We start from the raw sequence: 25,428 nt of genomic DNA, 5'->3' as shown, positions 1-25,428 counted from the left end.
ATTTCATTAAATTTAACAATTAAATCTAAATTTACTAAAAACCTCTATATCTTTTTACTCTTTTAGAATTTATTTAAAGATTATTTCTACTCTTATGACTTCTAAATCAAAATATAGATTTTTAGAGTTTAATTCCAAATTAATTTTTATTAATTTGGAATTTTAAAATCAACATAAAATTTATATATTTAAAAATATTAATATAATTTAAATTATTACAAAAAGCATAGAATAAAATATTAAATCACTAACATCGCATCACCGTATGAATAGAATTTATATCCTTTTTCTATAGCTATTTTATAAATTTCCATTGTTTTTTCATATCCTATAAATGCTGTTACTAACATTATTAAAGTTGATTTTGGCAAGTGAAAATTTGTTAAAAGATAGTTTTGACGAATTGGTTTATTTGCATAGTTTAAAAACAAATTGCACTCTTTGCTTAAATTATGATTTCTAGCGTAATCTTCAACCGCTCTTGTTACAGTTGTGCCAACGCCTAAAATTTGATCTTTACTATCCAAAACTAAAGCTGTATTTTTAGGGATATTAAACCATTCTGAATGCATTTTGTGATCGTGTATATTTTCGCTCTCTACGCCTTTAAAAGTCCCAGCTCCAATATGAAGCGTTAAATAAAAAATTTCATGAGTTTTTTTAAGAGTTTTTATCATATCATCGCTAAAATGAAGCGAAGCAGTTGGAGCTGCGACTGCACCTAAATTTTTAGCAAAGACACTTTGATACCAAATTTCATCGTTTTTATTATCATCTCTTTTTATATATGGCGGAAGTGGTGTATGACCGATTTTTTCTAAAATTTCAAAAACATTGTCTGTATTTAAAATTTCGCTTTTTTTATAAAATTTTACAATCCTACTTCCATCATCTAAAAGCTCTAAAACTCTAGCAAAAAGCTCATTTTCAAAGATAAGTTTAGTATCAATTTTAACAGAGCCTTTTATAAAAACACTAAATTTATTATCATCTAAAGGGCGGTTGATTAAAAGTTCTATCTTTCCTCCACTCTCTTTGTGTCCATAGATTCTAGCTTTTATAACTTTTGTATCGTTAAAAATAATTTTACAAGGTGGTAAAATTTCAGGTAGATTTCCAAATTTTAGATGATAAATTTTATCATTTTTACGATCATATACTAAAAGCTTAGCTTCTTCTTTAGGCAAAGTCGGTTTAGTGGCGATTAGTTCTTTTGGCAAGAAATAATCATAAGTGTTAAGTAGATCTAAGTCATTCATCATTTTGCAACTCTTCATCTTTATGAGGGTTGATTATTTTTGCTATTAATATTGAAATAGCATATAAAATTATAAGTGGCACTGCTAGCATAAATTGACTTAAAATATCAGGTGGTGTCATAATGGCAGCAAATACAAAAATCAATACAACTCCATATCTAAAAAAAGAAATCAAACTTTTATCGGTTACAAGCCCTATAAGTGCTAGAAAAAACGTGATTATTGGTAGTTCAAAACTAATACCAAAAGCAGCTATTAATTTTATAAAAAACCCCACAAATTCACCTATTTTTGGCATTGCAGTAAAAGTTCCGTGACCAAAATTTATTAAAAAATCAAAAGCTACAGGAACGACTAAGTAATAACAAAATGCAGATCCTGCCAAAAACATCACGCTAGCACTTAAAACAAAAGGAATTACGTATTTTTTTTCATTATCATAAAGTCCAGGAGCAACAAAAAGCCAAAATTGCCAAAAAATTATAGGCATAGAAAGAACAAGTCCAGCAAAAAATGAAACTTTCATTGCTGTAAAAAAAGCTTCTGCAGGATGAGTAAAAATCACTTCGCTAGAGCCTTTCATAGCCTCTTTAAGCGGTGATAGCATAAAATTTAAAATAGCTTCCCAAAACGAAAAACACACTAAAAAAAGTATTATAACCGATAAAACAGAGATAAAAAGTCTTTTTCTTAATTCTACAATATGTGGTTTTAACTCTTCAAACATTTAAATCCTTTTTATCTATAATTTCATTTTTAATGCTTTGTTTGATGGCATTTGATGGATCTTTTATAGTATTAAAGCCGCTTTTTATTTGCTCTAAATTTTCACTAACCTCATCTTTTACTGAATTTACACCATTTTTTAGCTCTTCAAGATCTTCAAAAGTTATTTTTTTTCTAACTTCATCTTTTGTTTGAGTAATGCTTTGTTTATATTTTTTGGCATCTTCTTTGAGTTCTGCTATTTTTATCTCTTGTTCAAAACTGTTTTTTGCATCATTTACTGTTTTTTTAAGTATTTTTAGATATTTTGCTATTTCAACCATTGCTTTTGGTAATTTTTCTGGACCTAGTGCGATAACTGCTACTATTGCGATGATTAAAATTTCAGAAAAGCTCATTCCAAACATATTTTTTCCTAAAATTTGTATTTTTGGTTATTTTACTTAATTTTCTTTAATTTTATTTAAAAAATGTAAAAAGTTATTTTAATATTAAAATTAATATATGCGGTAAAATATAGAAGAATAGATGATTTTTAGTTTTGTTTTAATTTTTATTATATGTTATAATAAAATTTAACAAATATAGAAAGGGTAATAAAATGATAGAATCAAATTTTAATGAAAATACAAGAGTTCAATTACCTGCATTAATTCATCTTACAAGATTAGGATATGAATATTTTGGTAAAATTTCAGAAAATGATCTTGATACAGTATATGATGGCGATACTAATATATTAGTTAATGTTTTTGAAAAGCAGTTTCAAAAATTAAATCCTAAATTTAAAGGTGAAGCAAAACAAATTTTATCTGAAATTAAGCAGGAATTAAATAATGATGATTTAGGGAAAAGCTTTTATAAAAGATTAGTTTCAGCCAAAAAGAAGTTAATTGATTTTAACAACGTTCAAAATAATGTCTATCATTTTACGGCTGAATTTACTTGTAAAAATGGAAATGATGAATTTAGACCAGATATAACACTATTTATTAATGGATTGCCGCTAGTTTTTATTGAGGTAAAAATACCAAACAATAAAGATGGAATTATAGCTGAAAGTGAAAGAATGAATAATTTAAGATTTCCTAATAAAAAATTTAGAAGATTTATTAATATCACGCAATTAATGATATTTTCAAATAATATGGAATATTCTACAAAAGGCGGTATTGTCCCAATAGAAGGGGCGTTTTATTGCACTGCTTCAAAAGATAAATCTTTTTTTAATTGTTTTAGAGAAGATGCTATAAAAAATAACGAAAATTATTTTTACGAAAACTACCCTTATCTAGATATCGATTTTGATGTTGAAAAGAAAATTTTGAGTGATTTTAATTGCGAGGTATTACATAATGCCCCTGAATATCAAAAGAATTTAAATATTATGACGCCCACAAATAAAATTATAACATCAATATGTAGTCCAAAAAGACTTTTATTTCTCATTAAATATGGAATTGCATATGTTAATTCTACGAAAGAAGAAGATGGAAAAATAGTTTCTATTAATCAAAAACACATTATGAGATACCAGCAAATGTTTGCTAGTTTTGCAATCAAGGAAAAACTAGATGAAGGTAAAAAATCGGGCGTTATTTGGCATACACAAGGTAGCGGTAAAACAGCATTATCTTACTATCTAACAAAATATTTAACAGACTACTTCGCTAATAAAAATAAGGTAGCTAAATTTTATTTTGTAGTTGATAGATTAGATTTATTAGAGCAATCAAAACAAGAATTTGAAGCTAGAGGATTATCAGTTAAAACTGCAAACAACAAAGAAGAATTAATGGAGCAATTTCGAACAAATCAATCTATGGAGGGAAATAGCGGAAATTTAGAAATTATTGTTGTTAATATCCAACGTTTTGCGGAGGATAAAACAAAAGTTGATTTACCAAAATATGCTACAAATTTACAGAGAATTTTTATTATAGATGAAGCACATAGAGGATATAAACCAGAAGGCAGTTTTTTATCTAATTTATTTAATTCTGATACCGATTCTATAAAAATTGCTTTAACAGGAACTCCATTATTAAAAGAAGAAAAGGCTTCGTGGAAAATTTTTGGAGATTACATTCACACATATTATTATGATAAATCTATTCAAGATGGATATACGCTAAAAATTATAAGAGAAGATATTGAAACATCTTATAGAGAAAAATTAACACAAATTTATGATAAATTAGATATCTTAGTGCAAAAAAAAGATATAAAAAAATCAGACATAATTGAGCACGAATCATATATTAAAGAGCTTACTAAATATATAATTGAAGATTTAAAAAATTTTAGACTACATAAAGGCGATGATACATTAGGTGGGATGGTTATTTGTGAAACGAGCACACAAGCTAAAAAAATATTTGAAATCTTTGATAAAATGCAAAAAGAATTAAATGAAGATTCTTCAAACCAAACTCATTATAAAGCAGGTTTAATACTTTATGATAGCGAAGATAAAGAGACAAGAAAGAAAATTATAAATGACTTTAAAAAGAATTTAAAAGTTGATATTTTAATTGTTTTTAATATGCTTTTGACTGGATTTGATGCTCCAAGACTTAAGAGATTATATTTTGGTAGAAAACTCAAAGATCATAATTTATTACAAGCTATAACTCGAGTTAATAGACCTTATGAAGATAATAGATATGGATATATTATAGATTTTGCAGATATAAAGAAAAATTTTGATGAAACAAACGCAGCATATCTTGAAGAATTAGGAAGATTTAATGAATTAGATGAAAATATAGTCATTGATACTTTTAACGATGTATTAGAAGATAGAGAAAAATTAATTTCTAAAATAGAAAATGTAAAAGAGCTATTATTTAACTATACAACTGACAATTTAGAAGATTTTTCAAGTGAAATCTCAAATGTTGAAGATAAAAAAGTGTTGTTAGAATTAAAAAATGCTTTAATGGATGCAAGAGATTGTTTTAATATCGTAAAAACATTTGGCGATGATGAACTAAAAGAAAAATTTAATAAAATGCAAATTGATGGTTTGCCGCAAATGATTTCTGAGGTTAGCCGTAGAATAAATATAATTAACCAAAAGATGGCTTTAGAGGGTAATGATGATATAAAAATGATGATTAATGAAGCGATGTTGGATATTGAGTTTAGTTTTACAAAATCTTTTGAAGAAGAATTAAAAATCGTATCAAAATATGATTTAAATGAAAAATTAAAAAAAACGATATTATCTTTTACTCAAAATATCGATCAAGAAGATATAGAGTTTATATCAATTTTTGAAGCATTTAAACAGAGATTTAAGGAAAAAGGATTTACTATATCGAGTATGAAAGAATATGAAATGTATTTAAAACATTTAGATGAGATTATCAAAAAATTAGATGAAATAAATAGAAAAAATGAAACCTTAAGTAAAAAATATAAAGGAGATATAAAATTTACACGCATTCACAAAAGAATAAGAGAGGAAAATCAATCAAGAAAAAAGAGAAATCTTAATTATATTGCTTCAGATAAAGATATTGAAATTATGGATATTCTTTGGGTAATTAAATCAGATTTAGATAAACAAGTTTATGATAAAAATGATATTTTAAAAAAAGATGCTTACTTTGGAAAAACGATAACTAGTAGCATAACATCGACTTTTAAAAATAAAAATATAGTTACAAACAAAGAGGATAAGAAATTTATTATGGAAAAAGTAAAACTTGAATATCTAAATCAATATAATGAAATTTATGCTTATTAAATCAAAGGAGGGGAGATTTGAATTTACAAGTAAAAGAAAAAACTATTAAATTAATCGATGAATTAAAATCAATATGTCAAATTTATGGAATGGGAAATGATGGGAATGAGTATAAAATCATTACACAAGTTTTTTTGTATAAATTTATTAATGATAAATTTGGTTATGAGATTAAAAAAATTAGTAGCGAGCTTAAAACTGCCAAAAAATGGGAAGAAGCTTATAATAAAATGGATAAAAATACAAGAGAGGATTTATTAGATGAATTATCAGCAGACATCCCACTACTTGATCCCGAGCATCTTATTTCTAATTTATGGAATCAACAAGGAAAAGAAAATTTTGCTTCAATTTTTGACGAAACAATGGTTAAGATTGCAACTAAAAATGAAGATATTTTTGCCACTCAAACAGTGCAAAATACTAAAATTCCTATATTTGAAAAATTAACTATATATGTTACTGATGAAAATGAGCGTTCAAATTTTGCAAGAGCATTGATTGATAAATTGGTAAATTTTTCATTTGAAGAAGTATTTGATGAACATTACGATTTTTTTGCAGCAATATTTGAATATTTAATCAAAGACTACAATACAAATGGTGGCGGTAAATATGCAGAGTATTATACTCCACAATCAATTGCAACCATTATGGCAAGATTATTGGTTGGAGATAAAAAAGATTATCATAGTATTGAGATTTATGACCCTTCAGCAGGCACAGGAACGCTAGTTATGGCTTTATCTCATCAAATTGGAGAAGATAAATGCACTATATTTGCTCAAGATATATCTCAAAGAAGCAATAAAATGCTTAAATTAAATCTTATATTAAATGGTTTAGTTTCATCTTTAGATTATGCAATTCAAGGGGATACTTTAGTTGCTCCATATCATAAAAGCGATAATTGCAAAGATTTAAGAACATTTGATTTTGTTGTATCAAATCCACCTTTTAAAATGGATTTTTCAGAAACAAGAGAAAAGATATCAGCAATGCCTGCGAGATTTTGGGCTGGAGTTCCTAATATTCCAGCTAAGAAAAAAGAAAGTATGGCAATTTATACTCTATTTATTCAACACGTTATCAACTCTTTAAAGCCTAAAACGGGAAAAGGAGCAATTGTTATTCCTACTGGATTTATAACTTCTAAATCGGGCGTAGAAAATAAAATTTTAAAGAAAATTGTTGATGATAAAATCGTTTATGGTTGCGTTAGTATGCCGTCTAATGTTTTTGCAAATACTGGAACTAATGTATCGGTTTTATTTTTTGATAATGCAAGAAATCACGATAAAGTAATTTTAATAGATGCTTCAAAACTTGGTGAAGACTATCAAGATGGAAAAAATAAAAAAAGAAGACTTACAAATGATGATATAAATTTAATTATAAATACATTTAATAATAAAAAATCAGTAGATGATTTTTCAGTGGCGGTTACTTATGATGAAATAAAAGAAAAGAAGTATTCACTTTCAGCTGGTCAATATTTTGATATTAAGATTGAATATATCGAATTAACACAAGAAGAATTTCAGGCAAAAATGAATGAATATAAAAAACAATTACAAGAATATTTTACAGAAGGAGAAAAACTACAAAAAGAGATTATGGAGCAACTAAAAAAGGTGAAGTATGAGTAAATTTTATTTTCATAAATTTATAAAAATATTTAAAACTTATATAATAAACAGATTTAAATGTTATAATGGATATAAAAAGATTTTAAATTAAAATATGTAATGGTAACACAAATCAATATAAAAACAGCACATCAAAAATATATAGGATAAGAGGCGATAAGGTGAGAAAATATAAATTAAGTGATTTAGCAAAAATAAATTCATTTTCATTGTTGGGAAAAAATAAAATAACAGAAGTTAAATACTTAGATACAAGTAATTTAATAAGTAATGAAATAGTAAATTTTAAAATTTTTAAAATTGGTGAAGGAAAAATTCCTAGTAGGGCTAAAAGGAAAGTTAAACAAAATACCATATTATATTCAACTGTAAGACCAAATCAAAAACATTTTGGAATACTTAAAAATCTTGATTTTTCAAACATTTTGGTTTCAACTGGGTTTTGTACTATAGATGTAGATGATAATATTGCTGACCCAGATTTTATTTATTATTATATTACTCAGGATATTATGGTAGAAAAAATGCAAAGTTTAGCAGAGCAAAGCACAACATCATATCCTTCTATTACACCAAATGATATAAAAAATATAGACATAAATTTACCCCAAATAGATATACAAAGGAAAGTAGGAAAAATTTTAAGTAATATTGAAAATAAAATTAAGTTAAACAACAAAATAAACGATAATTTAGAGAAGCAAATGCATCTCATTTTTAAAGATATTATGGCTAAATCAACAAATAATAAAATTAAAGGTGAATTTATTGTTGCTAAAAATCTTACACAAGTTATAACTGGAAAGGAAGATGCAAATTTTTCTGTTAAAAATGGAAGATATAAGTTCTTTACATGCTCAAACGAACCTTTAAAATGTGATGAATATAAATTTAATAATTCATCTGTTCTTATTGCTGGCAATGGTGATTTTAATGTAAAACATTATACAGGAAAATTTAATGCCTATCAAAGAACATATGTACTAACACCAAAAAAAGATTATTATGCTTTATTATATCTATCATGTGCCGAAAGAATAAATACATTTAAATCTAAATCTACAGGGTCAATTGTAAAATTTATAACTAAAAACGATATAGAAAATATCCCAGTATTTATTCCTAAAGATAAAAATATTCTTAATAGATTAAATAAATTACTGTCTTTAAAAGAAAAAAAATCTAAAGAAAATGAATACTTAGAATCTCTCAAAGACTTTCTATTACCCCTACTTATGAACGCTCAAGCAACCATCAGTGATTAAAAAAGAGATATATTTATGAGGCTTAAATTTCTACTAAAAACAAAACTATCTCATCACTTAAAAGATAATCTTGATTATAAAATCTTTCATTTTTATATGAAAGTTTTTTTTCTTCAACTAAAATTTTAGCCCTTTTTAGTTCCAACTCATTTAAAATTTTAGCCTCAACTCCTATTTTTGATCTCATTCCTAAAAATATTTTTTCAAATTTTAAATCGCTTTTAGTTAAATTTTCTATATTTTTAAAAGTGGGATTTTTGATGTAAGATTTAATGTCTTTTGGAGAATAAAATCTTTTATCATCCTTAAAGCCAACAGCATAAGCACCAAAGCCAAGATAGTTTTTACCTTGCCAATATGCTAGATTGTGTTTGCAAATTTGACCGAAATTTGATATTTCGTATTGTTTAAAGCCTAAATTTTCAAGCCCTAAAAATAGAAATTTAGCCAAATTTACACTATCTTTTTTAAAACTACTTTTATTATAAAATGGCGTATTTTCTTCAAGAGTAAGAGAGTAGGCACTAATGTGTGTAAGATCTAATTTAGCTAAATTTAAAAGCTCAAATTCTATCATTTTTTTATCATCAAATTTAGTATCATAAATAATATCTACATTTATATTTTTAAAGCCTACTTTTTTAGCATTTAAAACTGCTTTTTTTGTGTGTATTGATGAGTGATTTCTACCTAAGAATTTTAACTTCTCATCATTAAAACTTTGAGTTCCAAAACTAACTCTATTTACACCTAAATTTTTCATATCTTTTAGCCATTTTAGCGTCGCTGAGTTTGGGTTTGCTTCAGTTGTAATTTCAGTTTTTATATCTAAAAAATCTCTAAATTCATCAAATATTTTCTCATAAAATTTAGCACTTATCACGCTTGGAGTTCCGCCACCTATGAAGATTGTAGATATTTTATTTAGAGTTGAGTTTTTTATCTCAAATAAAAGTGCTTCAAAATACCTTTCTACTAAATTAAAACTATCAGTACTTGAACCAAATGCACAATATGGACACTTGCTAGAACAAAACGGAATATGAATATAAATATGCAATTTAAATCCTATAGATTAATTTTATTAAATTTAGCTAAAACTTTTAAATTTTTGGTTTTTTACCGATTTTTAAATTAATTTTAGATAAAATCTTGTAAAAAATTTAGGATTTAGTATGCAAAATAGTTACAGACCAAATGTCGCAGCTGTTATTCTTTCTAAAAATTATCCTTTAGAAAAGGAGATTTTTATAGCAAAACGTATTGATATTAAAAATATTTGGCAGTTTCCACAAGGCGGTATTGATGATGGAGAAACGCCTCAAATGGCACTTTTAAGAGAACTAAAAGAAGAGATTGGAACTAATGAGATTGAGATAATTTCTGAGTATCCGAGTTGGCTTAAATATGATTTTCCTAAAAATGCAAGAGTTAGACTAAAGCCCTATATTGGGCAAACACAAAAATATTTTTTAGTTCGTCTAAAAGAGGACGCAAATATCAATTTATCTACAAAACATCCAGAATTTAATGAGTATAAATTTATAGGAGTTGATGAAATTTTTGATTGCATAGGGCATTTCAAAAAAAACATCTATAAAAAAGTTTTAGATTATTTTAAAAAAGAGGGTTATATTTAATGTTAATAGTTCAAAAATACGGAGGAACAAGTGTTGGAACACTTGAGAGGATAGATGAGGTAGCAAAAAGAGTTATATCGGCTAAAAAAAAGGGTAATGATCTAGTTGTGATAGTATCTGCTATGAGCGGAGAAACAAATAAATTAATAGAGTGGGCTGAGTATTTTAGTAAAAATCCAAACGATAGAGAAATGGATGTGCTTTTGAGTGCTGGAGAGAGAATAACTAGTGCTTTGCTAGCCATTGCTTTAAGCGGTAAAGGGTTTGAAGCTGTTGCTTTTAGTGGAAGACAAGCTGGTATGATAACTGATGAATTTCATACAAAAGCTAAGATAGAATTTATAAATCCTGTTGCAATCAAAAATGCTTTAAAAGAGGGCAAGATTGTAGTTATAGCTGGATTTCAAGGCATTAGTAAAAATGGCGATGTTACGACTTTAGGTCGTGGCGGAAGTGATTTGTCAGCAGTTGCTATTGCAGGAGCGTTAAATGCTGATTTGTGCGAAATTTATACCGATGTTGATGGAGTTTATACAACAGATCCAAGGATTGAACCAAAGGCTAGAAAATTAGATAAAATTAGCTACGATGAGATGTTAGAGCTTGCTAGTTTAGGGGCAAAAGTGCTTCAAAATAGATCAGTTGAGCTAGCTAAAAAATTAAACATAAATTTAGTTACTAGAAGTAGCTTTAATAACAATGAGGGAACACTTATAATAGGAGAAACAAAGATGGAAGGTGCGATAGTAAGCGGAATAGCACTTGATAGAAATCAAGCAAGAGTTACAGTTAGAAATGTTGATGATAAGCCAGGAGTGGCTGCTAAAATCTTTAAAATTTTATCTCAAAAAGAGATAAATGTTGATATGATTATCCAAAATACAGGTAAAGATGGCATAGCAAATATAAGCTTTACGGTACCACAAAATGAATTAGATAAAGCTATTGACGCTCTTAATGGATTAGGGGAAAATTTTAGCATAGAAAGCGATAGTGAGATAGTAAAAGTTTCTATTGTTGGAGTTGGTATGAAATCTCATAGTGGTATTGCTAGCAAGGCATTTGAAACATTAGCACAAAGCAATATAAATATGCAGATGATTTCAACAAGTGAGATAAGAATTTCAATGATAGTAGAAGCAAAATATGGCGAGCTTGCTGTTAGAATTTTGCATGATGCTTATGAGTTAGATAAATAATGCAAGATCTTTATAAATGGAGCCTTGATAGGATCAGAAAAGATACATTTATGGCAACTTGGCTAGAGGATAGAAAAGAGGAATGGACGCCTCTTTTATCTTCAAAAATCAGACTTTTGTTAGATGGAAGCTCTTTTATATTTTTTTGTGATGATGATAGAAGTTGGTTTGAAGATTATTTTTTAAGAAATATAAATAAAAATGACAACGAAAGACCGATACTACCATTTTTTTCTCTAAAATCTTTATTTCCAAATTTTGACTCTATTAATTCAAAAGAGGGGATTGCGTTATTAGTTGATATGCTTAGCTTATCTTTTTTAAATGGATATGTTTTGTTTTATGTAGGTAGAGGAAATACCGAACTTGCTAGAATTGCAAAAAGTAGTGATGATAGTTATATGTGGCTTATAGATGAAAAGTGCGAAAATGGTTTTTATCTTGATTCAAATGATGAAAATTTAGATATTAAACTCATTCAACTTTTTAAGCTTTTTGATAGTAGTATTAGTGCGGCTTTATTTGATGAGGTTGTGATTTGAATAAAATTATAATCACAAATGACTTTGAAGCTTTAAAAGACGAGCTTTTGAGTCAAAAACAAGATGTTAAATTTTTTGAAAATAGTGAAATTTTGCTAGAAGATACAAAAAATGCTATAAAAGAGGCTTATATTGCAGAAGATCATTTAAAAACTATCGTTTTGATGGGATATAAATTTAGACACGAAGCACAAAATTCGCTACTTTTGATATTGGAAGAGTCGCCTAAGAATATAGAATTTATCCTAGTTAGTTCATCTAAGAGTGTATTTTTAAAGACAATTATATCAAGGCTTAGTGTTGAAAATCGTTTGCAAGTAGTTTTTGCTGAAAAAACAGGGTTAAATTTTGCAAATTTGACCTTAAAAGATTTGACTAATTTTATAAATGCAAAGATAGAGTTAGAAAAAAAAGATATGTTAGATAAAAATGATCTTAAAAAAATTTTAGAAAGTATAATTTTTGAGTGCTTTGAGATGGGGTTTAAATTTAGCCAAAAAGAGTTAGAGTATATCAACAAGCTTATGATTTTAATAAATTTAAATACTAAAGCAAGAGCTGTTTTAACTCCTCTTTTGCTTATGATAAACGAAAAAACAAGGAGATGAGTTGAAAATTTTTAAGATTAATAATCAAACTGATTTTAATGAAATTTGCAAAGATATTAAACCTGAAAAAGCAGGGCAAAAGCTGATGGAAAAAAAGTCAAATTTGAACTTTTTTTATATAAAAGATATAAAAGCACCAGCTGCTAATATCTTAAAGCAAGATGCTTTGAGTGTTGGGGCTGAGCTAGTTTGTGAAAAAAGTGTGATTTTAGGAAGTGGCTTAAGTAACGCACTTTTAATAGTAAATGATAAACAAATTGAAATTTTATCTAAAAAAGAGGCTTTACAAGACTTTGAGCTAAAAGAGTTAGCTAAATATTTAAAAAATAATTTTACAAAACCAAAAAAGCCTGAAATTATGGGTGTTACAAATATAAATGAAGATAGCTTTAACTCACAAAGTAGAGTTGATACAAATAGCGGAATTAAAAGAATTATAACTCATATTGAAGATGGGGCTAGTTATATTGATTTAGGTGGTGTTTCAAGTAGGCCTGGGAGTAAATATTGTGGTAGAGATGAGGAATTTAGGCGAATTAAGGGGATAATTGATGAAATTTATAGATTAAATTTATATCAAAAAGCAAAATTTAGCCTTGATAGTTTTGATGAGTATTGTTTGGAATATGCTTTAAATAAAGGCTTTTATATGATAAATGATATTACAGGAAATACAAATTTAGCCACTCTTGCTGCAAAATATGACGTGGAATACTGCTTAATGCATATGCAAGGCGAGCCAACTACTATGCAAGAAGATCCAAAATATGATGATTTGATCTATGAAATTGATGAGTTTTTTAAAATTAAGATCAAAGAGTGTTTGGCAAATGGCTGTAAAAAAATAGTTTTAGATGTTGGTATTGGATTTGGAAAAAGTGCTAGTGATAATATCTTTTTGATTAAACATTTGGAGCATTTTTTACACTTTGGATATCCGCTTTTTGTTGGAGCTAGTAGAAAAAGTGTTATAAATTTTTATTATAAATCAGAGATTAAAGATAGGCTTCCTGGAAGTTTGTATTTGCATTTAAAAGCTTTTGAAAATGGTGCTACAATCATTAGAACTCACGATGTTAAAGAGCATATGCAAATGTTTAAGATGCACGAAATTTATAGTGATTTTGGAGTTTGGTAGTGGATAAATTGAAGTATTTAGAAGCGGTTAAAACCCTAAATTTATGGGCTAAGGCTTACTATAGTTATGATGAGCCATTAGCAAGTGATGAAGAATACGACACGCTATATCATCAAGTTTTAGAGTATGAAAAAGCTAATGAAAATGAGATTTTACCTTATTCACCAACTCAAAAAATAGGTGGTGTTATAAGCGATAAATTTGAAAAATCAACCCATATCGCTAAAATGTGGTCTATGGAAGATGTTTTTAACGATGATGAGTTAAAAGCTTGGATTAAAAGAGGGGATAAAGAGGGCTTTCAGTTTTACTGTGAGCCTAAATTTGATGGGGCTAGTTTAAATTTACTTTATGAAAATGGTATTTTAGTAAGTGCAGCTACAAGAGGGGACGGCGTGGTTGGAGAAGATGTTACAACAAATGCTAAGGTTATAAAAAGCATTCCTTTAAGCATTGATTATAGGGGTAGAATTGAGATAAGAGGCGAAGTTGTTATAGCAAAAGGTGATTTTGATGAGCTAAATTTGCAACGAGCAAAAGATAATGAACCACCATTAGCAAATCCAAGAAATGCAGCAGCAGGGAGTTTGAGGCAACTTGATAGTAGCATAACAGCCAAAAGAAAGCTTAAATTTATTCCTTGGGGAGTGGGATATAATGAGCTAAATTTATCTACTCACTCAAAAATAATGGAATTTGTTAGGAGTTTAGGTTTTTTACAAGATAAGTTTAAAAGAGTTTGTAAAAACTTTGATGAAATTTCACAAGCTTATAAAGAATTAGTAAATTTAAGAGATGAAAAAGAGATCTTAATGGATGGGATGGTTGTTAGATTAAATAGCCTTGAGAAATCTCAAAATTTAGGATATACGGTTAAATTTCCACGATTTATGGTAGCTTATAAATTTAAAGCAACTGAAAAAACTACAAGACTTTTAGATGTGGCTTTGCAAGTTGGTAGAAGTGGAGTTGTAACGCCTGTTGGGGTTTTAGAGCCAGTTGAAATTGATGGAGCGGTTGTTAGAAATGCAACTTTACATAATTTTGATGAAATTAGTAGGCTTGATCTTATGAAGAACGATTTTGTAAATGTCATTAGAAGCGGTGATGTTATACCCAAGATAACAAAAGTTTATAAAGATAGAAGAGATGGAAATCAATCTAAAATCACACGCCCTACAAACTGTCCAGAATGTGACTCTCATCTTTTAAATGAAGAAGTTTTGATAAAGTGTCAAAATTTAGATTGCAAAGCTAGAGTTATAAACTCTTTAATCTATTTTGCTTCAAAAAATTGTATGGATATAGATGGTCTTGGCGAAAAAATAGTAGAGTTACTTTATAAAGAAGGAAAAATTTCATCTATAATTGATATTTATAATTTAAAATATGAAGATTTAGAAAATTTAGAGGGCTTTAAAGATAAAAAAATATCAAATTTATTAACTGCGATTGAAGATTCTAAAACTAAAGAACTTTATCGTTTTATAACAGCACTTGGTATTGAACATATTGGCGAAGTTGCTGCTAGAAAAATAGCTAATAGTTTTGGAGATAATTGGCTTAATGCTTCGTATGATGAGATTTTAAATTTAGATGGCTTTGGCGATGTTATGGCAAAAAGCTTTGTTGATTTTGTAGATATCAATAAAGAAAAAGTTCTAAATTTAATGGAGTTTTTAAACTTAAAATCTCAAAAAAATGAGATTAAAAATAGCGTTTTTAATGGTAAAAATGTTGTAATTACAGGAACTTTAAGTAAAAGTAGGGATGAGTTTAAGGATGAGCTTTTAAAACTTGGTGCAAATGTAGTAAATTCTGTTTCTAAAAAAACAGACTTTTTACTTTGCGGAGAGAGTGCTGGAAGCAAGCTTGAAAAAGCTAAAAGTTTAAATATCAAAATAATTAATGAAGATGAATTTAAGGCTTTAAGTGAGAGCTGATTTATATACTGCAAATGCTTTAAATATAAGTAGAAATAGGGCAATTGAGCTTATAAGAAGTGGTCAAATTTTACTTGATGATATGGTTTTAAGTAAGCCTAGTTTTGATATAAAAAGTGGTAAAATTTCAGCCATAAATGAAATTTATGTATCAAGGGCGGCTTTAAAACTAAAGCTGTTTTTAGAAAATGTGGGTATAAATTTAAAAGATAAAGTCTGCATTGATATAGGAAGCTCTACTGGTGGATTTACTCAAATTTTACTTGAAAATGGTGCAAAGAGTGTAACTTGTGTTGATGTTGGCTCAAATCAACTTCATCAAAATTTAAGAGATAATGATAGAGTGAAAGTTTTTGAAAATTTAGATATTAGAGATTTTAAAACCAATCAAATTTACGAAATTTTAACTTGCGATGTAAGCTTTATATCGTTAAATTTGATAATGCCTTATCTTATTAATTTATTTAGCGAATTTGCTATAATGTTGTTTAAACCGCAGTTTGAAGTCGGAAAAATGGTTAAAAGAGATAAAAATGGCGTTGTTGTTGATCAAAAGTCTATTTTGAAGTCTATGCAAAAATTTGAGCTTGATTGTGCTAAATTGGGGCTTATTTTTGTTGAAAAAAGATATTCTAAGATAAAAGGTAAAAGCGGAAATGAAGAAATTTTTTATCTTTTTAAAAAAATGTATTAAATTTAGGTTAAATATAAATGGATAAATCTGCTATTACTTCTCTTGCAATCGGACATTTTGATGGAATTCACTTAGGGCATATGGAAATCTTTAAGCAATTAGATGAAAAGGGCGGGATTTTGGTGATTGAAAATAGCTTAAAAAAATTAACTCCAGTTAGAGAAAAATTTATAAATTTACCGATTTTTTATAAAAATATCTCTAAAATCAAGCATTTAAGCGGAGATGAGTTTATAAAATCAATTAAAAACGAGTTTGCAAATTTAAAGCTAATAGTTGTTGGATATGATTTTAAATTTGGACATAAAAGAAAGTGTGATGTGAGTGATTTAAAGATTTTTTTTGATGGAGATGTTTTTGTAGTAGATGAGTTTATAAAAAATAGCTTAAGTGTCCATTCTAGCGATATTAAAAGATTTTTGAGGTATGGAGATATTAAAAAATCTAATTTTTTACTGGGAAGATTATTTTGTATTTTTGGTAAAGTTGTCAAAGGTCAAGGCATTGGCAAAGATAGGCTTTTTGCAACTCTAAATTTAGAAACACAAGATCAAATTTTACCTAAAAATGGAGTTTATGCAACCATAATAAAAGTTGATGGAAGAAATTATGATTCTATAACTTTTTTAGGTAAAAGATACAGCACGGACTCGAAATTTTCTATTGAAACTCACATAATTGAGCCATTTTTTAAGCAAAATGTAGAAGACGTAGAGCTTTTTTTTGTTGATTTTATAAGAGAAAATCAAAAATTTTTTGATTTAAATGATTTAAAAATGCAAATTTCAAAAGATATTTTGATATCTAAGAAAATTTTAAAGGAGTATTATGAGGGATGAAATTTTTAAACAGCCAATCTCAAAACAGTTTGAATTTGACAAAAATGTGGCCAGCGTATTTGATGATATGATAAATCGTTCTGTTCCTTTCTATGAAATTTCATCAAATTTAATAATATCTTTTTTAATAAAAGAGCTAAAAAGCGATGCGAAGATTGTAGATTTGGGTTGTTCGACAGCTTCAATGCTTTTAAAACTTTTTGAGAAAAATAGTAAATTTAATCTAGTTGGAATTGATAATTCTTTTCATATGCTAGAGATTGCAAAAAATAAAACAAAGGCATTTGGTGCTAATATAGAATTTATATGTGCAGATATTTTAAATAGTGATTTTAAATTTTGTGATTGTGTTATTTTAAACTACACTTTGCAATTTATTAGACCGCTTTTAAGAGAGAAATTTATAGATAAGATTTATCAAAATCTAAATAAAGGCGGCGTTTTTGTTTTAAGTGAAAAAATCTTTTTTGAAGATAAGCGAGTAAATAAGCAAGTTATTGACATTTATGAAAATTATAAAGAAAATCAAGGATATTCTAAATTTGAAATTTCTCAAAAAAGAGAGGCTTTAGAAAATGTTTTGATACCTTTTAGTGAAGATGAAAATAAAAATATGCTTAAAAAATCTGGTTTTAAAATGGTAGAGACTATTTTTAAGTGGGGAAATTTTGCAACTTTTTTAGCTATAAAATAAAATTTAAGCCCTTTAAAAAGAGCTTAAAACTATCTATCTTTTAGATTTAATTCATTTATTAGATTGGTATAAACTTCGTATTTTGTAGCTTTAAGATATTTCATAAGTTTTTTTCTTCTGCTTACTAATTTTAAAAGACCAAGTCTTGATGAAAAATCTTTAGGATTTGATTGTAAGTGTTTAGTTAATTCTGAAATTCTAGTGGTTAATAGTGCTATTTGAACTTCAGGTGAACCAGTATCGTTATCTTTTCTAGCGAATTTCGCAACTATTTGTGTTTTTTGAGCCTTATCTAAAGCCATATTTGACCTCCTAATAGGTAATTAATAAAAACCAAAATTATAGCAATTTAATCTTAAAGAATATATAAATTTAAAAATTTCATTAAAAAATTAGAGAAAATTCTTAAATTTAAACTATTTGATAGTAAATTTTTATTACAATACAGAAAAAATAAGGAGAGTAAATGCTTTTTACAAAAGCTAGTGAGTATGCTTTGTTTTCTTTGATTTTTATAGCTAAAAAATCAAAACCACAAGATGTAGATACTATATCAAAAGAGCTTGAAATTTCAAAAAGTTTTTTAGCTAAAATTTTGCAAAATATGGCAAAAGATGGGATATTAAATTCATTTAAAGGCGTTAAAGGTGGTTTTGCTTTGGCTAGAGATCGTGATAAAATAAATTTAAAAGAGATTATAAATAGTGCTGAAAGACACGAAGCAACAGTTTTTGAATGCTCGATTTCTATAGAAGATTGTCCTAAAAAAAATGATAAATGTGAAATTTGGTCGATTTTTAACTCATTGCAATTAAAAGTAGATGATTTTTTAGATACAATAACTCTTGATGATATTATAAATAAAAGGGTTTAAGGATGAAAATTTATCACCTTTCTCATACAGATTTAGATGGATACTCAGCTCAAATAGTTACTAAAAATTATTTTGATGATATTTTGTTTTTTAACTCAAATTATGGAAGAGAAATTGATGAAAAATTTGATGAAATACTTCTTTTAATAGAAAAAAATAAAAATATTAATCCATCTCAAAAAAATTTAGTTTTAATAACAGATTTAAATTTAAATTTATTGCAGTGCGAAAATTTTGAGAATCGTTTAAAAGCACTTGATTCTAAAATTTTGCTTTTAGATCATCATCAAAGTGGCTTAGAATGTGCAAAAAAATTTCCGTGGTATTTTTTAGATAGTAGCCGTTGTGCAACTTTAATAACATATGATTTTTTTAGTGAAATTTTTCAAGATGATAATGAGTTAAAAGAGTATGTGAAGATAGTAAATTCAGTAGATATTTGGTTAAAAGATGAGCTTTGGTTTGAATTTGGTAAGGTTTGTATGGGGATAGTTTCATCAGCAAAAGAGATAAATAATGTAATTTTTAGTGATGAAAGCAGAGAGTATATATTTTATCTTTTATCACAAGCACTTAAATTTTGGGGGCAAGAGGATGCTCATATTAAACTTGATATGGAAATTCACTCTATCAAAAAAAGATTTTTTATGAAAGATAGCGATGATACATTAAGTAATTTAGTTTCTAAATATATAGTCAAGCAATTAAGTGATAATAGAGAAAGATTTGAGATAAGCTATTTTGATAAAAAAGGGATTTTAACATACAATATCGGAAATACTTCGGTTATAGGAAATGACTTTTTGGTTCAAAATTCTGATATTGATTTTTTTATAGATGTTACTTCAAGAAAAACGATGAGTTTTAGAGCAAATGGAAATATTGATGTTAGTTTGATGGCTAAAAATTTAATAAGCGGTGGAGGTCATAAAAATGCAAGCGGTGGGCTTTTTAACTCCTTTAAAGATGCTTATAGTTATGATAAAATAAAATCACAAATAATAGAATTGATATCCAAAAAGACACAAAAAATAGAGAAAGAGGCAGATAATGAAATCGCCAAATAATGTTGAGTTAGAAGATTTATATTATGAGGTTAGTATTTTACTTGAGGGGGTTTTGTATTTTGCTGGAGTTAAAAAGCAAAATTTACAAAAAGCAGCTGAAATTTATACGCAAATTATAGATGATGTTTTGCAAAATAGCCAAGCTAATGGAGTTGATGAAGTTTTAGAAGTGGTAAAATTTATGAAGATTAACCATAAAGAGTTGTTTGAGTAGTTGATATTAGAATTGCTTGCTGGTTGTTACTTTTTTACACAATATTTTATATAAAATCATATTTTATTTTCAAATTATTCTATATTGTGAATTCTATGCATATTTGATTGTAAAATACAGTATAAATTTAATGGAGGTGATTGATGAGGGTATCTTTTGTTTTATCTTGTTTGTTGTTTAGTTCTATAAATTTATTGGGTGTTCAGAAAAAAACCCTTGAAAGTGTAGTGGTGGAAGAAAATTTTCAACAATATACATTCGATGAGCCAGTGGAAGTTAAAATTTCTAGCAATAAAAATATTTTAGAAAATTCAGATATTGCAAAATCACTTTTAGATATACCAGGATTTTCGATGGCTAGAAAAGGTGGCGGTGGAAGTGAGATATTTTATAGATCCCAAGGTGCCTCAAGGCTTCCAGTAGTTATAAATAACTCTCTTTTGCATGGTGGTTGTGGTGGGAGGATGGATACCCCAATCACCTATATATCGCCACAAAATTATAAATATGCAAAGCTAATCAAAGGCCCTCAAGATGTAAGATTTAGCTCACTTATAGGCGGTGGAGTTATTTTTGATAGAGGCATTAATCGTTTAAACAAAATTTCTTATAATGCTAATTTAAGTGCTTTATACGGTAGTTTTAATAGAAAAGAATTAAATTTAAATGCTTTAATTGGTAATGAATTTGGCAGTGTTGAAATTTTTGGTGGATTGTATAAGAGCGGTGATTATAAGGATGGTAACTCAAAAATAGTTCATTCAAGTTATGATAGAAAAAATATCGTCTTAACAGCAACCATAACCCCAACTGACACCACCGCAGTATCATTTAGTGCAGAAGTCGGCAAAGGTAAGGCTAGTTATGCAGATAGGATGATGGATGGATCAAAATTTGATAGAAATTCATACGCTTTAAGGGTTGTGCAAGATATTGATAAACATCAAGTTAAATTTGATGCTTATTATAATAAAATAGATCATGTTATGGATAATTTCTCTCTTAGACCTGCTAAAAAAGATTTTATGATTAGCAATCCAAAACGCGTAATCAAAGGCTTTAGATTAGAAAATGAGTTAAATTTTAATGATTTTAAAATTTATTCTGGAATTTCACACTATAAAGATAGCCATATTTCAAGAATGTCTGGAAAACAAAACTCACAAAAATCAGCACAAGATGTGATAAAATCAAAACCATTTTCTAAAAACGCAGATTTTACATATTCATCTATATTCTTGCAAGGCGAAAAATTATATGATGGTTTTGGGATATTTAGTGGATTGAGATATGACAGAGTTGGTATAAAATTTCATAAATCAAAAATAGATAAAAATGAAAATTTATATTCTGGATTTTTAAGATTTGAAAACTATTTTGATGATTTGACATTATATGCAGGACTTGGTGTAGCACAAAGAGCACCTGATTTTTGGGAGATAAATGGCAAAGTTAATGGCGCAAAAAATGGATATAAGCTTAAGAAAGAGACAAATACTCAAGTTGATTTTGGTGGTGCATATAGAGGGCAAAATACTTCAGCAAATTTAAATCTTTTTGCTTCAAGGATTGATGATTATATTATGCTTCATTATAAGAATCAAAATATAATTAGCTTTAATAGCGATGTTATAATGATGGGTTTTCAAACAAATGCAGAAATTTTACTTTATGATATGCTAAAAGCAGAGGCAGGATTATCATATACTTATGCTAAAAATTTAAAAAACACAAACGGCTTAGCTAAAGGCGATCCTCTTCCTCAAATTTCACCTTTGAGTTTTAAATTTTCATTAGGAATTCAAAAGCCAACTTGGTTTATAAATTCTGAAATCTATGCAAATGCCTCTCAACATAGATATAAAAAAGATTATGGAAATGTAGTGGGGAGAGATTTAGGATATAGTGATAAGTTTTGGACTCTAAATTTAAACGCTGGCGTGAAATATAAAAATTACGAAATTTTACTTTTAGCACAAAATTTAAATAATACCCTTTATAGCTACCACAACTCTAAAAATGGAGCGGCCATATCTACTCTTGATATAGCACCAACTACTAGAGTTTATGAGCCAGGTAGAAGTTTTTGGGTTAAATTTAAAGCTAATTTTTGATTAAGATTTTACTAAAATTAGTCAAATTTTTCTAAAACATATCCTTTTGCATATATATTTTTAATATTTAGTTGGAATTTTCTTTTTAAATTTCCTACTAAATTTTGTATTATGACTCTATTTGTTGTATTATTTTCATACACAAAAGTTTCTAACATCTCAAAAGTAACTAATTTACCTAAATTTTGTGAAAGTAAAATTAAAAGTTTGTGAAGCATTGGGGTTAGAAAAATTTCATTTTTATTTAAAAAAATCCTTTGTTTTTCTATATCTATTTCTAAATTTTTTGTTAAATTTACTAAATTTAAACTGCTTTTGGCTTGGTTTAAAATAAGTAAAGATATATTATCTATTATTGCACTAAATTTTATTGGCTTAAAGAGAACTGCTGAATTTCCACCGTTAAATTTATTTAAAAATTTAAGATAAATTTGCCTTTTGGAAGCTAAAAATAAGAATTGTTGACTGCTTTTAAATGATAAAATATTATCTAAATCAGTATTTAGAAAAATATCTAAATCAATCACGATTATATCGATTGCAAGGTTGATATTAAGGTAGGTATTTATGAAATTTTGTTCATTTAAAATATATAAATTTTTAAATTTATCTCTATTTTTTCTAGTTTTTTCTATTAAATTTTTATCATTTGTAACAAAAAAAGCATTTAAATATTTAAAATTCATTAAAACTCCTAATGAAAAATAAAGTATTTTATAATAAATAAGCTGATATTAAAATTAAAGATGATTTTTAGATGAAGTGTTAAGATATAATCTATCTACTTTAAAAATTTTTATTTAGGAGAGCTATAATGCAAGAAAAAAGAAGAAATTTTCTAAAAACAGCTGGCATAACGGGCTTAATGGCTTGTTCTAATCCGCTTTTGGCAAGTCAAAAGAAAAATAAAAAAATTCCTACTGCATCAAATGTTGGAGCATTTTGGAGCGAAGTTGATGAGAATGGAAAATTGGTAAAAATCACTCCTCAAGATTCTGATAAAGATCCAAAAATTCCTTGGAGTGAAGCTTGGATAGATAGAGTGTATAGTCCTACAAGGATTAAATATCCATGTGTTAGAAAAAGTTATCTTGAAGCTAGAGGGATAAAGGCAAATTCTAAGCCTGAACTTCGAGGCAAAGAGGAATTTGTTAGGGTTAGTTGGGATGAGGCTATTAAATTAGTTTTAGAAAAATTAAGAAGCGTAAAACCAAATGAAATTTATAATGCAAGTTATGGTGGATGGGGACATCCTGGACTTTTGCATAATTGTTCTGCAACTGCAGGAAGATTTTTTAATACCGTAATTGGTGGTGCTATTTCAATGGATGGAGAACATAGCAATGGTGCAGCAGGCAAGGTAAATACAACAATAGTTGGTGATTTAGAGGTTTATTCTCTTCAAACTGCCCATGAAATGATATTAGAAAACACTCAAGTTTATGTTATGTGGGGAGCAGATATTTTAAAATGTAATCAAATAGATTTTAAAGTTGCAAATCGTGCAAATAACTCATATTACGATAAATATGCTAAATCAAATATTAAATTTATCACAATAGATCCACAACTTACACCAATTGCTAAAAAGCTAAACGCACAGTGGATTAAAATTCGCCCAAATACCGATGTAGCATTAATGCTTGGAATGATGCATTATCTTTATGCTTCAAATCAATATGATAAAAATTTTATTGAAAACTACACTTATGGTTTTGATAAATTTATACCTTATTTATTAGGAAAAACAGAAGATATGGTAGAAAAAACACCTGCTTGGGCTAGCAAAATTACAGGTGTTGAGGAGAGTGTGATAAAAGCTTTAGCTGATACTTTTGTAAAAAATAGAACTTTCTTAGCGGGCAATTGGGCTATGCAAAGAGCTCATCACGGCGAGCAGGCTGATTGGACTTTAATGGTTTTAGCTGCTTTTATCGGTCAAATAGGTCTTGCAGGTGGTGGATTTGGATTTTCTATGCACTATTCAGGTGGCGGTCAAGCAGCAAGTGGGGTTATGCTTCCAGCTGGTCTTCCACAAGGTAAAAATAAAGTTAGAGATAAAATTCCAGCTTCAAGAATAAGTGAAGCAATTTTAAATCCAGGCAAGAAGATTAAATTTAAAGGCGGAGAGCTAACTTATCCAAACGTTAAAGTTTTTTATAATGTGGGTGCAAATACATTGGGTCATCAGCCAGATTCAAATTCTCTTATTAAAGCTTTAAGGACGCTAGAGGCTGTAATTGTGCATGAGCCTTGGTGGACACCAACTGCTAAAATGGCTGATATAGTTTTACCTGCTACAACTACTTTGGAAAGAGATGATATAAGTTATGGTGGAAGTTATTCTCAAGATTATGTTTATGCTATGAAAAAAGTGATTGAGCCGCTTTATGAAGCAAGAGATGATTATGATATTTTTGCAGAAATGGCAAAAATCGTTGGCGAAAGAGAACATCGTAAATTTACAGGCGGAAAGACAAAAATGCAAAGAATTCAAGGTTTTTATGATAGAAGCGATTGTCCAAATTATATGAGTTTTGAAGAATTTTGGGAGAAGGGTTTTGTAAATTTTACACCAGATGAAAGTGCATATAAATATATAAGACACTCTGATTTTAGGGCTGATCCAGTCAATAATAAGCTAAGAACAGAAACAGGCAAGCTTCAAATTTTTTCAGATAAATTTGATAGTTATAAATTAGATGATTTTAAAGGTCATCCAATTTGGATAGAGCCTGCTGAGTGGTTGGGAGATTCACAAAAAGTGGCAAAATTTCCATTTCATGTAGTAAGCCCACATCCAACTTATAGAATTCACTCTCAACTTGATAATTGTTTTGTAAGAAAACTTTATAAAGTAGGAAATAGAGAGCCTGTTTTGATAAATAGTGATGATGCTAAGAAATTAGGTATTAAAAATGGCGATACGGTTGAAGTATTTAATGATAGGGGTAGTTTATTGGCAGGAGCTGTTGTAAGTAATGATATAATGAGTGGAGTTATATCTATTCAAGAAGGGGTTTGGTATGATCCTGAAAGTATTGATAATCCAAGATGTAATGCAGGGCATGTAAATGTTCTAACAAGCTCTATATCGACTTCAACAATGGCACAAGCCACTACAGCAAATACTTGCCTTGCAAACATAAAAAAAGTTAATGCTAAGCCTTATAAGGGCATAAAAGCACCAGTGGTAAAAGGAGCATAGT

General features: G+C 27.9%; 23 protein-coding genes. 17 read left to right on the top strand and 6 right to left on the bottom strand.

Going from position 1 to position 25,428, the window contains the following annotated elements; all coding sequences use genetic code 11:
* Positions 1–239 precede the first annotated feature (239 nt).
* The 3 genes from queA to tatB are packed head-to-tail and all read right to left on the bottom strand — an operon-like array spanning position 240 to position 2,392.
* Positions 240–1,259: a tRNA preQ1(34) S-adenosylmethionine ribosyltransferase-isomerase QueA gene (queA, locus tag F1B92_RS07555; protein WP_195836326.1), complete on the bottom strand. Its 1,020-nt coding sequence runs from the start codon at positions 1,257–1,259 to the stop codon at positions 240–242.
* Positions 1,252–1,986 carry a twin-arginine translocase subunit TatC gene (gene tatC / locus F1B92_RS07550; RefSeq protein ID WP_154571239.1) on the bottom strand — a complete coding sequence of 245 codons (735 nt, stop codon included), beginning with the start codon at positions 1,984–1,986 and terminating at the stop codon, positions 1,252–1,254. Before tatC ends, queA begins: the two co-directional genes overlap by 8 nt.
* Positions 1,979–2,392: a Sec-independent protein translocase protein TatB gene (tatB, locus tag F1B92_RS07545; protein ID WP_154571238.1), complete on the bottom strand. Its 414-nt coding sequence runs from the start codon at positions 2,390–2,392 to the stop codon at positions 1,979–1,981. The genes tatC and tatB overlap by 8 nt, the downstream gene beginning before the upstream one ends.
* A 194-nt stretch (positions 2,393–2,586) precedes the next feature.
* Here tatB and F1B92_RS07540 point away from each other — a divergent pair, with 194 nt between their 5' ends.
* The 3 genes from F1B92_RS07540 (at position 2,587) to F1B92_RS09470 (ending at position 8,653) form a co-directional block, all read left to right on the top strand.
* Positions 2,587–5,739 carry a type I restriction endonuclease subunit R gene (locus tag F1B92_RS07540; RefSeq protein ID WP_154571237.1) on the top strand — a complete coding sequence of 1,051 codons (3,153 nt, stop codon included), beginning with the start codon at positions 2,587–2,589 and terminating at the stop codon, positions 5,737–5,739.
* 17 nt (positions 5,740–5,756) lie between these two features.
* Positions 5,757–7,388, top strand: coding sequence for an HsdM family class I SAM-dependent methyltransferase (locus F1B92_RS07535; protein WP_154571236.1), 1,632 nt, complete (start codon positions 5,757–5,759; stop codon positions 7,386–7,388).
* Between the two features lie 161 nt (positions 7,389–7,549).
* On the top strand, positions 7,550–8,653 hold the full coding sequence (locus tag F1B92_RS09470; RefSeq protein ID WP_326833128.1) for a restriction endonuclease subunit S: 1,104 nt from the start codon (positions 7,550–7,552) through the stop codon (positions 8,651–8,653).
* Between the two features lie 22 nt (positions 8,654–8,675).
* Here F1B92_RS09470 and hemW read toward each other — a convergent pair whose 3' ends face one another.
* On the bottom strand, positions 8,676–9,713 hold the full coding sequence (gene hemW / locus F1B92_RS07525; RefSeq protein ID WP_154571235.1) for a radical SAM family heme chaperone HemW: 1,038 nt from the start codon (positions 9,711–9,713) through the stop codon (positions 8,676–8,678).
* A gap of 115 nt (positions 9,714–9,828) precedes the next feature.
* Between hemW and F1B92_RS07520 the strand changes: the two genes are divergently transcribed.
* Genes F1B92_RS07520 through cmoA form a run of 9 tightly spaced genes read left to right on the top strand, consistent with a single transcriptional unit; the run spans position 9,829 to position 17,950 of the window.
* Positions 9,829–10,293 carry an RNA pyrophosphohydrolase gene (locus F1B92_RS07520; RefSeq protein ID WP_154571234.1) on the top strand — a complete coding sequence of 155 codons (465 nt, stop codon included), beginning with the start codon at positions 9,829–9,831 and terminating at the stop codon, positions 10,291–10,293.
* On the top strand, positions 10,293–11,492 hold the full coding sequence (locus F1B92_RS07515; RefSeq protein ID WP_154571233.1) for an aspartate kinase: 1,200 nt from the start codon (positions 10,293–10,295) through the stop codon (positions 11,490–11,492). Before F1B92_RS07520 ends, F1B92_RS07515 begins: the two co-directional genes overlap by 1 nt.
* Positions 11,492–12,034, top strand: a complete 543-nt coding sequence (locus F1B92_RS07510; protein ID WP_154571232.1) for a HobA family DNA replication regulator — start codon at positions 11,492–11,494, stop codon at positions 12,032–12,034. Before F1B92_RS07515 ends, F1B92_RS07510 begins: the two co-directional genes overlap by 1 nt.
* Positions 12,031–12,642, top strand: a complete 612-nt coding sequence (locus tag F1B92_RS07505) for a DNA polymerase III subunit delta' (protein ID WP_154571231.1) — start codon at positions 12,031–12,033, stop codon at positions 12,640–12,642. The genes F1B92_RS07510 and F1B92_RS07505 overlap by 4 nt, the downstream gene beginning before the upstream one ends.
* A gap of 1 nt (position 12,643) precedes the next feature.
* Entirely contained in the window at positions 12,644–13,780 is a 1,137-nt protein-coding gene (gene folP, locus F1B92_RS07500) for a dihydropteroate synthase (protein ID WP_154571230.1), read from the top strand.
* Entirely contained in the window at positions 13,780–15,723 is a 1,944-nt protein-coding gene (gene ligA / locus F1B92_RS07495; RefSeq protein ID WP_326833127.1) for an NAD-dependent DNA ligase LigA, read from the top strand. The genes folP and ligA overlap by 1 nt, the downstream gene beginning before the upstream one ends.
* Complete coding sequence (gene tlyA / locus F1B92_RS07490) at positions 15,713–16,417, top strand: 23S rRNA (cytidine-2'-O)-methyltransferase TlyA (RefSeq protein ID WP_326833126.1); 705 nt, start codon at positions 15,713–15,715, stop codon at positions 16,415–16,417. The genes ligA and tlyA overlap by 11 nt, the downstream gene beginning before the upstream one ends.
* A gap of 17 nt (positions 16,418–16,434) precedes the next feature.
* Entirely contained in the window at positions 16,435–17,256 is an 822-nt protein-coding gene (locus tag F1B92_RS07485) for a bifunctional riboflavin kinase/FAD synthetase (RefSeq protein ID WP_154571228.1), read from the top strand.
* Positions 17,246–17,950, top strand: coding sequence for a carboxy-S-adenosyl-L-methionine synthase CmoA (gene cmoA, locus F1B92_RS07480; RefSeq protein ID WP_154571227.1), 705 nt, complete (start codon positions 17,246–17,248; stop codon positions 17,948–17,950). The genes F1B92_RS07485 and cmoA overlap by 11 nt, the downstream gene beginning before the upstream one ends.
* 29 nt (positions 17,951–17,979) lie before the next feature.
* On the opposite strand, the gene rpsO is transcribed toward cmoA, so the two are convergent.
* Positions 17,980–18,252 (bottom strand): 30S ribosomal protein S15, encoded by a 273-nt coding sequence (gene rpsO / locus F1B92_RS07475; RefSeq protein ID WP_154571226.1) that lies wholly within the window; start codon positions 18,250–18,252, stop codon positions 17,980–17,982.
* 164 nt (positions 18,253–18,416) lie between these two features.
* On the opposite strand from rpsO, the gene F1B92_RS07470 reads away from it, so the two are divergent.
* The 4 genes from F1B92_RS07470 (at position 18,417) to F1B92_RS07455 (ending at position 22,219) form a co-directional block, all read left to right on the top strand.
* Positions 18,417–18,824, top strand: a complete 408-nt coding sequence (locus F1B92_RS07470; RefSeq protein WP_154571225.1) for an Rrf2 family transcriptional regulator — start codon at positions 18,417–18,419, stop codon at positions 18,822–18,824.
* A gap of 2 nt (positions 18,825–18,826) precedes the next feature.
* Positions 18,827–19,891 (top strand): DHH family phosphoesterase, encoded by a 1,065-nt coding sequence (locus F1B92_RS07465; protein WP_154571224.1) that lies wholly within the window; start codon positions 18,827–18,829, stop codon positions 19,889–19,891.
* Positions 19,875–20,105 (top strand): hypothetical protein, encoded by a 231-nt coding sequence (locus tag F1B92_RS07460; protein ID WP_154571223.1) that lies wholly within the window; start codon positions 19,875–19,877, stop codon positions 20,103–20,105. The genes F1B92_RS07465 and F1B92_RS07460 overlap by 17 nt, the downstream gene beginning before the upstream one ends.
* Positions 20,106–20,248: 143 nt before the next feature.
* On the top strand, positions 20,249–22,219 hold the full coding sequence (locus tag F1B92_RS07455) for a TonB-dependent receptor domain-containing protein (protein WP_154571222.1): 1,971 nt from the start codon (positions 20,249–20,251) through the stop codon (positions 22,217–22,219).
* 17 nt (positions 22,220–22,236) lie between these two features.
* Here the strand turns inward: F1B92_RS07455 and F1B92_RS07450 are convergent, their stop codons facing one another.
* Positions 22,237–22,905, bottom strand: a complete 669-nt coding sequence (locus tag F1B92_RS07450; RefSeq protein ID WP_154571221.1) for a response regulator transcription factor — start codon at positions 22,903–22,905, stop codon at positions 22,237–22,239.
* 128 nt (positions 22,906–23,033) lie between these two features.
* Here F1B92_RS07450 and F1B92_RS07445 point away from each other — a divergent pair, with 128 nt between their 5' ends.
* Positions 23,034–25,427 carry a molybdopterin-dependent oxidoreductase gene (locus F1B92_RS07445; protein WP_154571220.1) on the top strand — a complete coding sequence of 798 codons (2,394 nt, stop codon included), beginning with the start codon at positions 23,034–23,036 and terminating at the stop codon, positions 25,425–25,427.
* The last annotated feature ends 1 nt before the right edge of the window (position 25,428 follow it).

Origin of the sequence: Campylobacter portucalensis (assembly GCF_009690845.1) — a bacterium.
In the GTDB taxonomy this organism is placed as follows: Bacteria; Campylobacterota; Campylobacteria; order Campylobacterales; family Campylobacteraceae; genus Campylobacter_B; species Campylobacter_B portucalensis.
Note: the sequence above shows the minus strand (reverse complement) of the source record. Positions and strands in the feature narration are given on the sequence as shown.

Coding starts and splice junctions, on each gene's coding strand:
- queA (WP_195836326.1), bottom strand. CDS start 1,259: ATGAATGACTTAGATCTACTTAACACTTATGATTATTTCTTGCCAAAA.
- tatC (WP_154571239.1), bottom strand. CDS start 1,986: ATGTTTGAAGAGTTAAAACCACATATTGTAGAATTAAGAAAAAGACTT.
- tatB (WP_154571238.1), bottom strand. CDS start 2,392: ATGTTTGGAATGAGCTTTTCTGAAATTTTAATCATCGCAATAGTAGCA.
- F1B92_RS07540 (WP_154571237.1), top strand. CDS start 2,587: ATGATAGAATCAAATTTTAATGAAAATACAAGAGTTCAATTACCTGCA.
- F1B92_RS07520 (WP_154571234.1), top strand. CDS start 9,829: ATGCAAAATAGTTACAGACCAAATGTCGCAGCTGTTATTCTTTCTAAA.
- F1B92_RS07515 (WP_154571233.1), top strand. CDS start 10,293: ATGTTAATAGTTCAAAAATACGGAGGAACAAGTGTTGGAACACTTGAG.
- F1B92_RS07510 (WP_154571232.1), top strand. CDS start 11,492: ATGCAAGATCTTTATAAATGGAGCCTTGATAGGATCAGAAAAGATACA.
- F1B92_RS07485 (WP_154571228.1), top strand. CDS start 16,435: ATGGATAAATCTGCTATTACTTCTCTTGCAATCGGACATTTTGATGGA.
- cmoA (WP_154571227.1), top strand. CDS start 17,246: ATGAGGGATGAAATTTTTAAACAGCCAATCTCAAAACAGTTTGAATTT.
- rpsO (WP_154571226.1), bottom strand. CDS start 18,252: ATGGCTTTAGATAAGGCTCAAAAAACACAAATAGTTGCGAAATTCGCT.
- F1B92_RS07470 (WP_154571225.1), top strand. CDS start 18,417: ATGCTTTTTACAAAAGCTAGTGAGTATGCTTTGTTTTCTTTGATTTTT.
- F1B92_RS07465 (WP_154571224.1), top strand. CDS start 18,827: ATGAAAATTTATCACCTTTCTCATACAGATTTAGATGGATACTCAGCT.
- F1B92_RS07460 (WP_154571223.1), top strand. CDS start 19,875: ATGAAATCGCCAAATAATGTTGAGTTAGAAGATTTATATTATGAGGTT.
- F1B92_RS07455 (WP_154571222.1), top strand. CDS start 20,249: ATGAGGGTATCTTTTGTTTTATCTTGTTTGTTGTTTAGTTCTATAAAT.
- F1B92_RS07450 (WP_154571221.1), bottom strand. CDS start 22,905: ATGAATTTTAAATATTTAAATGCTTTTTTTGTTACAAATGATAAAAAT.
- F1B92_RS07445 (WP_154571220.1), top strand. CDS start 23,034: ATGCAAGAAAAAAGAAGAAATTTTCTAAAAACAGCTGGCATAACGGGC.